Source organism: Caulobacter sp. P1_B12_2, from assembly GCF_056406675.1.
The window spans coordinates 1-5929 of record NZ_JBFTZS010000496.1 but is presented as its reverse complement, the minus strand read 5'-3'; the positions used below and the strand labels follow the sequence as shown (position 1 = coordinate 5929).

General features: G+C 67.9%; 5 protein-coding genes. 3 read left to right on the top strand and 2 right to left on the bottom strand.

Annotated features, from left to right (window positions below):
- Positions 1-211: 211 nt before the first annotated feature.
- Together AC1DZ6_RS22160 and AC1DZ6_RS22155 are read right to left on the bottom strand one after the other, a co-directional pair.
- The gene (locus tag AC1DZ6_RS22160) at positions 212-2950 is read right to left on the bottom strand and encodes a TonB-dependent receptor domain-containing protein (RefSeq protein ID WP_477099284.1); all 2739 of its coding nucleotides are present in this window, start codon (positions 2948-2950) and stop codon (positions 212-214) included.
- Positions 2943-3608 carry a TonB-dependent receptor plug domain-containing protein gene (locus tag AC1DZ6_RS22155; RefSeq protein WP_477099283.1) on the bottom strand — a complete coding sequence of 222 codons (666 nt, stop codon included), beginning with the start codon at positions 3606-3608 and terminating at the stop codon, positions 2943-2945. Before AC1DZ6_RS22155 ends, AC1DZ6_RS22160 begins: the two co-directional genes overlap by 8 nt.
- A gap of 309 nt (positions 3609-3917) precedes the next feature.
- On the opposite strand from AC1DZ6_RS22155, the gene AC1DZ6_RS22150 reads away from it, so the two are divergent.
- The 3 genes from AC1DZ6_RS22150 to AC1DZ6_RS22140 form a co-directional block, all read left to right on the top strand.
- Positions 3918-4580, top strand: coding sequence for a sigma-70 family RNA polymerase sigma factor (locus AC1DZ6_RS22150; RefSeq protein ID WP_477099282.1), 663 nt, complete (start codon positions 3918-3920; stop codon positions 4578-4580).
- Positions 4558-5547, top strand: a complete 990-nt coding sequence (locus tag AC1DZ6_RS22145; protein WP_477099281.1) for a FecR family protein — start codon at positions 4558-4560, stop codon at positions 5545-5547. The genes AC1DZ6_RS22150 and AC1DZ6_RS22145 overlap by 23 nt, the downstream gene beginning before the upstream one ends.
- Positions 5537-5929 (top strand): STN domain-containing protein (locus AC1DZ6_RS22140; RefSeq protein WP_477099280.1); only part of this gene is annotated, 393 nt, incomplete at its 3' end. The genes AC1DZ6_RS22145 and AC1DZ6_RS22140, both read left to right, overlap by 11 nt.

Sequence of the window (5929 nt, the reverse complement as noted above, 5' to 3'; positions counted from 1 at the left end):
AGGCAGGATGCGAGTATGAGGGCGGTGAAACGCATGGACATCACTCTGGACAGCGGCGGGTTCGGCCGCCCTTCGTGACGGGCGTCCCGAAAGAAAGGCGGCGGACAGCCCGGGTTGGAAAGGCTGTCCGCCGAAGTCACCGCGGGAGGCGGCTTGGCGAGCGGCCGCGATCACCCCGGCGCGAACGCCGGTCGATCGCGGCCGAAGGGGATCAGTACTTGTAGCGGACGCCGATCCGGTAGTTCGGACCCGTCCCGCCGTACGACTGGATGACCGGGTCGGAATAGGCGAACCGCTCGTTCATCTCGTTGGTGATGTTCAACGCTTCGAAGGTGATGCTGACCTGCTTGATGGGCGAGTAGCGCATCGAGAAATCGACATTGGTGGTCGACTTGGCGCCGCCGAACTCGTTGATCAGCGGGCTGTCGCAAGCCGCGCCGGTCGACTGCAGGCCGGGATCGCAGTTGCCCGCGGTCAGCGGATAGGTGGTGTTGTACTGGTCGCGATAGGCCGTGGAGATCCGGGCGTTGAAGTTCTCGGTCTCGTAGTAGAGCGTGAAGTTCAGACCCGTCGGCGAGGACCCCAGCCAAGGACCCTTGCCATAGACCGGGGCCTTGATCACGGCGCCGGTCGTGGCGTTCACCGMGCCCGGRTCSAGGATGTASKTCAGCTCGGTGTTCAGCTTGGTGGCGTTGAACTGGACGCCGAGGTTCTTGAAGTACCAGGGCAGGAAGGTCAGGTCCTGCTGGTAGTTGAACTCCCAGCCCTGCAGGACGCCGCCCGGCGCGTCGCGGACCTGGCGGGCGAGGAACGGATTGTTGGCGTCGATATAGGCGCGGCGGAAGACGTCGCCGCCGGTGGCGCCAGGGAACCCGAGCTTCAGCGCTTCGATCGCCTCGGGGTCGAGGAATTCCGACAGCGGGGCTTCGTAGAAGATCGTCTGCGGATACGAAGAGATGTCCTTGCGGAAGTAGCCCAGGCTGATCAGGCCGCCCGGCGTGAAGTACCATTCGGCCGCTACGTCATAGGCCTTGCCCCGGAACGGCGACAGCTTGGGATTGCCCACCGTCAGGGTGCCGCCGGTGCTCGAGCCGTCGCTGGGAACGCTGATGCCGGTCACCGCCGGCGACAGGTTGCCCAGCAGCGGACGGGCCATGACCTTGGCCGCGGCGGCGCGGATGTAGAAGTTATGGAACGCTTCGAACGTCACGTTGCCCGCGGGCAGCGTGTCGTCATAGCTGTTCTCGCCGTAGATCGGCCGGCCGGCGGTCGTCTCGCCTTGGGAGTTCACGGCCGTGTGGGCCTGACGGATGCCGAGGTTGCCCGACAGGCGGCGGCCGTCCAGGACGTCGTAGCTGAAGTTGAACTGGGCGTAGTAGGCGGAGTTCTCCTCGGTCACGCCGAACGAAGCCGAGCGGTTGCGCTTCCGGGTGATACGGTAGTCGCCGTACTTGTTGATGCAGTTGCAGGTGAAGTCGAAGACGTTGTCGAAGGCTTCCAGGCTGGGCGCCCAGAAGCTGGTGGTCGTGCCTTCCGGCACCTTCAGGCCCTGGCCGAAGTCGATGACCTGGCCCAGCGACGCGATGGTGACGCCGGCCTCGCGCTCGGTCGGGTTCAGCAGGTCGTTGTTGCGTTCGAACTGGTTGGTGGTGAACTCGAACTTGCGCCCGGTGCCGCCGAACTTGATCGTCCAGTTGTCGTCCAGATCGTAGGTGAAGTCGGCCTTGAAACCCTTGTAGGTGTTGACCGTCTCGCGCACGTAATTGCGCATGCCCGAGAAGCCCTTGATGATCCCCCACTTCTTGGGATCCGCGGCGTTGAAGCCGGCGTCGAACCGCGGCATGCCGGTGGCGCCGCGCTCGTCGAAGATGAACGGCTCCGCGGCGTCCATGTAGTTGAACTCGACCAGGGTGCCCTGGTTCTTGTTCGTCGACTCCGACAGACCCGCGCTGAACTCGCCCCGGAAGCGGTCGCTGAACTCGTGCGTCAGGTTGAGCGACGCCTGGCGGAAGTCGGTCGTATAGGCGCCACGGTCGGCGTACGAGCGCCAGTCGATGTTGCCCAGTTTCAGGTACTGCGCGTTCTGGCCCACCACCTCGGCGTCGAGCAGCTTGACCGACGGACGGCCGATCAGGTCGCCGCGGAACGGCAGCGAGGTGTCCACCCCGGCGTAACCGACCGAGGCCGGGTTGGTGTAATATTCGTACGGGTCGAGGTTGTAGGGCGTGTAGCTGAAGCTGTAGCCGGGCAGCGGCGCGTTGCCGTACAGCGACTGGCCGCAATCCTGGCCGGGATTCAGATCGGTTTCGTCGGCGAAGGTGCAGCTGCCCGGATAGAGCGCCCGGCGCTGGGCGGCCGTCATGGCCGAACCGTTTCGCGCGGTCGCCGTGGGCACGTTGGCGCCGTACTGGTAGCTGGCGTTGGTGTTGTTGCGGTTCAGGCCGACCGGCGAGAGCCCGTAGTTGGTGGTCGTGCTCTCGAAGCGCGAATACAGCGCATCGACGGTCAGGCGGGTGCGGTCGCTGATCTGGACCTGGAACGCCGCGGTCAGGCCCAGGCGCTCGGTGTCGACGTCCTTCTGGGCCAGCGACGGCAGGGCCGGGAAGCGGATCAGGGAGTCGTTGCAGCCCGGGGACGTCGCGGTCACGCCCGACACCGGTTGCGCCGTCGCGGCCGCGCAGTTCGGGTACAGCTTGGCGTAGGCGGCCGGATCCGAGCCCGTCATTTCGGCGTAGGCGGCCGGGTTGGCCATGGGGTTGTAGTAGTTGGCCGGATTGGCCTTGTAGGTGTCGAGCGCGGCGCCCGTCAGGGTGGTCGGGATCAGGGCGCGGAACACCGTGCCGGTCGGCGCGGCGAAACCGGCGCGGCCGGGCAGTTCGTCGCCGGTCCAGGTCGAGCCGCGATAGGTGTAGTCGGACGAGCCGGTGCCGCGCGAGTAGCTGTCATCCACCGACTTGCGCTTGGCGTAGGCGCCCGAGACCAGCAGGCCGACCTTGCCCTCGAACCAGCGATCGGAGGCCAGCAGGGTCAGGCGCGGGCTGTGGGTCTTGCCGTTCTCGTAATAGGAGTCCTCGGCCGAGGGCCGACGACGACTTGCGCACCCGCACCGAGCTGAACAGCTCCGAGGCGAAGGCGTTGAAGTCGAACGCCCGCGAGCGGTTGGGGCTGGCGCCGGCGTCGTTGTTTGCGCCGGTGGACAGCGCTTCCATGTTGTTGATCCGCACGCGGCTGAAGTCGCCGCTCAGGCCGCGGACGCTGATCGTGCGCCCTTCGCCGTTGTCGCGGTCGATCGAGATGCCGGGCAGGCGCTGCAGGGACTCGGCCAGGTTCGAATCCGGGAAATCGGCGATGTCCTCGGCGTTGATGGCGTCGAGCATGACGTCCGAGGTCTTCTTGGTCTCCATCGCGCTGCGCAGCGAGGCGCGGTATCCGGTGACCACGACCTCTTCGATCTGGTTCGACTCGGCGGCGGCGGTCTGGGTGGTCTGGGCCTGGGCGGCGGACGCCGCGAGGCCGATCGAAAAGCCGGCGGTGAGCGCGGCCGTCAGCGCCAGGCGCGATGAATTACGCAGCAAGGCGCAGGTCTGCGGATGCGTGGACTTGGTCATGGACTTCCCTCCCCAATTTCGTCCCGGCGGTTCGTGAGCCGCCTTTCTTGGTCCGGCCTTTTGTCACCGGTGTCATTAGGATAGACATGGTGTGAACCTGGAGAAAAGGGGAAAAGTTAGCGGTATCATTTGAAAAATGACGAATATTTCTCCCTATTTCAGAGCCGCGAGAAACGACGATTTCGGAGGCGCGATCCGCACAAGAAAGTTCGCCTCTCCTGCATTTTTTTCAGTTTCGGTTGATCGCGGGGGCGTTCCCTCTCATCGTCGCCGCCTCAAGAAAAAGACCGACGTGACTGGGGAGCACCGGTGTTCGAGGCGAAGACGCCCAAGCTTCGAATCGTCAGGCCAAGCCCTGTCGGGCCAGGCGGCGACGGGTCGGATGGCGTCGGGCCGGCTGACGCAGGAACAGGTCTGTGGCGTGATCGCCCATCCTATTCGGCGACCTACGCCCGCGAATGGCGAGATGTATGCGCCTTCCTGCGCGCGCGGTTCGGCCCCGGGCCGCCCGACCCGGAAGACGTGGCCCAGCAGGCCTTCTTCAAGCTGGGCGAACTGGAGGGCGCCGAACGGATCGAAAGTCCCCGCGCCTTCGTGTTTCGCGTGGCCATCAATCTGATGCTGGACGAGCGCCGCAGCCTGGCCCGCGCCAGTCGAACCCTGGACGCCTCGGCGTCGCTGCTGGCGCTCGACAGCGAGGAGACGCCCGACCTGGAGCGCACCCTGATCGCCAAGCAGCAGATGGGCCTGCTGGAAAAGGTGGTGCAGGGGCTGCCCGAACGGCACCGCCAATACCTTCTGGCCAACCGGCTGGAAGGCCATAGCTTCGTGGCGATCGCCGAGCGCTTCGGCGTCTCGCAATCGCTCGTCCGCAAGACCGTCGAGGAGGCGCTGGCTGTCTGTCAGCGCGCCCTGATCCATGGAACCGCCGATTATCGAGGACTGTCGCGTGAACGAAGCCGTCGATCCTGACTCGCCGATCGGCCAGACCGCCCGCGCCTGGGCCCTGGCGGTCGTGGGAGAGGACTTCCCGCCCGAGCGGTCGCGGCTGCTGGGCGCGTGGCTCGACGCCGATCCGCTGAACCGCCGCGCCTATGAACAGGCCGAGGGCGTGATCCTGATGCTGGGCGGGCTCGGCGATCTGGGCGTCGCGCAAGCCGACCAGATCGTCAGGCGTCCAGGCGCGCGACACGTCCCGTCATGGCGTGCGCCAGCCATGGCCACAGGCGGACTGCTGGCGGCCGGCCTGGCCCTGGCCGCCTTCGCCCTCCCCGGCCCCGCCTACGAAACCCGCCTGGGCGAGAGCCGTCAGATCGCTCTGAGCGACGGCAGCCAGGTCACCCTGGCGCCGGCGTCGCGCCTGCGGATCGCCTCACGCTGGCGGCCGCGCGCCCTGTCGCTGGAGCACGGCGAAGCGTTCTTCGTGGTCGCTCACCAGAGCGGCCGTCCGTTCACGGTCCAGGCCGGGGACGCCATGGTCCGCGTGGTCGGCACGCGCTTCAACGTCCACCGCGCCGAGCAGGACGTGCGGGTCGAGGTCGAACAGGGCGCGGTCCAGGTCTCGGACGGCGGCCAGGATCGCGCGGTGACGCTGCGCGCCGGCCAGACCGCGGTCGCCGACACGCGCGGCGTGACCGTCGGCGTGTTGGCCCGGGCCGACCTGGCCGGCGGCTGGCGTCAGGGCCGCCTGGCCTACGAGGACGCGCCGCTGGCCGAGGTGGTCGCCGATCTCAATCGCTACAGCCAGCGCCCGCTGACGATCGGCTCGCCCGCCGCGGGCCGGCTGAAGGTCACCGCCGCTTTCGACATCGCCCAGGCCGACCGCTTCGTCGCCGAGCTGCCGCGCGTGCTTCCCGTGCGCCTGACCGACGACGGTCGAGGCGGCCGGGTCCTGGTCGCCGCCGATCCGAGACGCGCGCCGGAGCCTCATGCCCGGTGACGCCCGCGTCGGCGCAGGCGGCTCTCGACTCCGCGCCGTCGCGGCGACGCTGGCCCTTGGCCTTGGGACCGGCCTGACGCCGACGATCGTCCAGGCCGCGCCGGTCCGGCTTGTCGATGTTCCCGCCCAACCTCTGTCGACCGCCCTGCTGGCCCTGTCGCGCCAGACAGGGACGATCATCATCGCGCCCGCCGGCCTGGTCCGGGGACGACCGGCGCCGGCGGTGCATGGCCGCCTCGAGCCGGCCGACGCGGTGCGGCGGCTGCTGCGCGGCTCGGGCCTGGAGCTGTCGGTCAGCGCCGACGGGGTCATCAGCATCCGCGCCGCCGCGCCCCTCCCCGCGATCGCCCCGTCCCGCCCCCGGCTGCTGCCGCCCGAGGAC